1 protein-coding gene is annotated in these 1184 nt (G+C 67.8%); it reads right to left on the bottom strand.

Annotated features, from left to right (window positions below; translation table 11 throughout):
* Positions 1-49 precede the first annotated feature (49 nt).
* On the bottom strand, positions 50-1184 hold a 1135-nt coding region (locus tag BG22_RS10745), incomplete at its 5' end, for an ISL3 family transposase (protein ID WP_140495461.1).

Genomic DNA, 1184 nt, shown 5'->3' with positions numbered 1-1184 from the left:
GGCTCTTCGGGTGTTTGTGTGGGCGTGAGTCAGTGGTTGTTCCTACTGGTTATTGGTGTCCGGGGAGTGTGAGGTCGAGTCCGCCGCATTTGAGCATGACGAGGGCGATGAGGTTGTCGAGGTTGCGGTAGCCGTAGCCGATCTTGATGGTGGTCTTGATCTTGTTGTTCACGGCCTCCAGCCTGGCGTTGGACAGTCCGGAACGGATGGTCCGCACGATGTCCTCGCAGCGCCTGCCGATCTTCTCGCCGAGTCCGGTGAACGGGTCGATGCCGCTCGAGGCGGCCTTGCCGCTCCATCGCAGGAGCAGGACGCGGGCCTCGTCGGCCGGCTGCCGGAGGATCATGCGCAGTTCCTCCTTGAGCTTGTACGCCCTCCAGAGGGTCCCGTTCGTGCCGGCGATGTACTCCAGCCGGGCCTTCTGCCCGGCGGTCAGGTCGCTCTCGTTCTTCAGCAGGGCCCAGCGCGCGCCCTTGATCGGGTCCTTCGCGCCTTTCCTGGCCTCGCCAGTTCTCCGCGCTTCACGCCAGACCATGGTGCGTACCTTGTCGAGCGCGTCGGTGGCCCAGCTGACGATGTGGAACCCGTCGAGGATGCGCTCCGCCTGCGGGCAGAACTCCCCGACGCACGAGTCGATCCACCTGGCCCCGTCGCCGGTGACGACCCGGATGGACGCGCGCTGCGCCTCGGTGAGCGTCTCGAAGAACAGGCGGAAGACGCCCTCGCCGTGGCCCTCGTGCATCCATACGACCCTGCCGCGGTCGTGGTCGACGACCACGGTCATGTACCTGTGGCCCTTCCTGTAGCTGGTCTCGTCCACGCCGATGGAGCGCAGCCCGTCGAACAGGCCTCCGCCCTGTTCGGCCCGCAGGTCGTCGGCGACCCTCTTGCACACGGGGCCCACGCTCTTCCAGTCGATGCGCATCAGCGCCGACACGGCGCTTCTGGGCGCGTGCACGCTCAACCAGGCGACCTGCTGCTCGAAGTCGCGTGTGTACGCGCTCTTCCTGCGCGCCCACGGCACCATCGCGACCGTCACCCCGTGCTCGCGGCACGCGACGCGCGGCGGCGCGTACTCCAGCAGGAGCCTGGCGCACCCGAGGTCGAGGTGACGCCAGCGTCGCGTGCCCAGCCAGTCGTACGGACGGCCGTGCCTGCCGCACTTCGCGCACCGGTCCATGTCG

It is taken from the genome of Bifidobacterium sp. UTBIF-78 (assembly GCF_006408945.1).
Lineage (GTDB): Bacteria > Actinomycetota > Actinomycetes > Actinomycetales > Bifidobacteriaceae > Bifidobacterium > Bifidobacterium myosotis.
The sequence above is the reverse complement of the archived record's forward strand: the minus strand, read 5'-3'. Positions and strand labels throughout refer to the sequence as shown.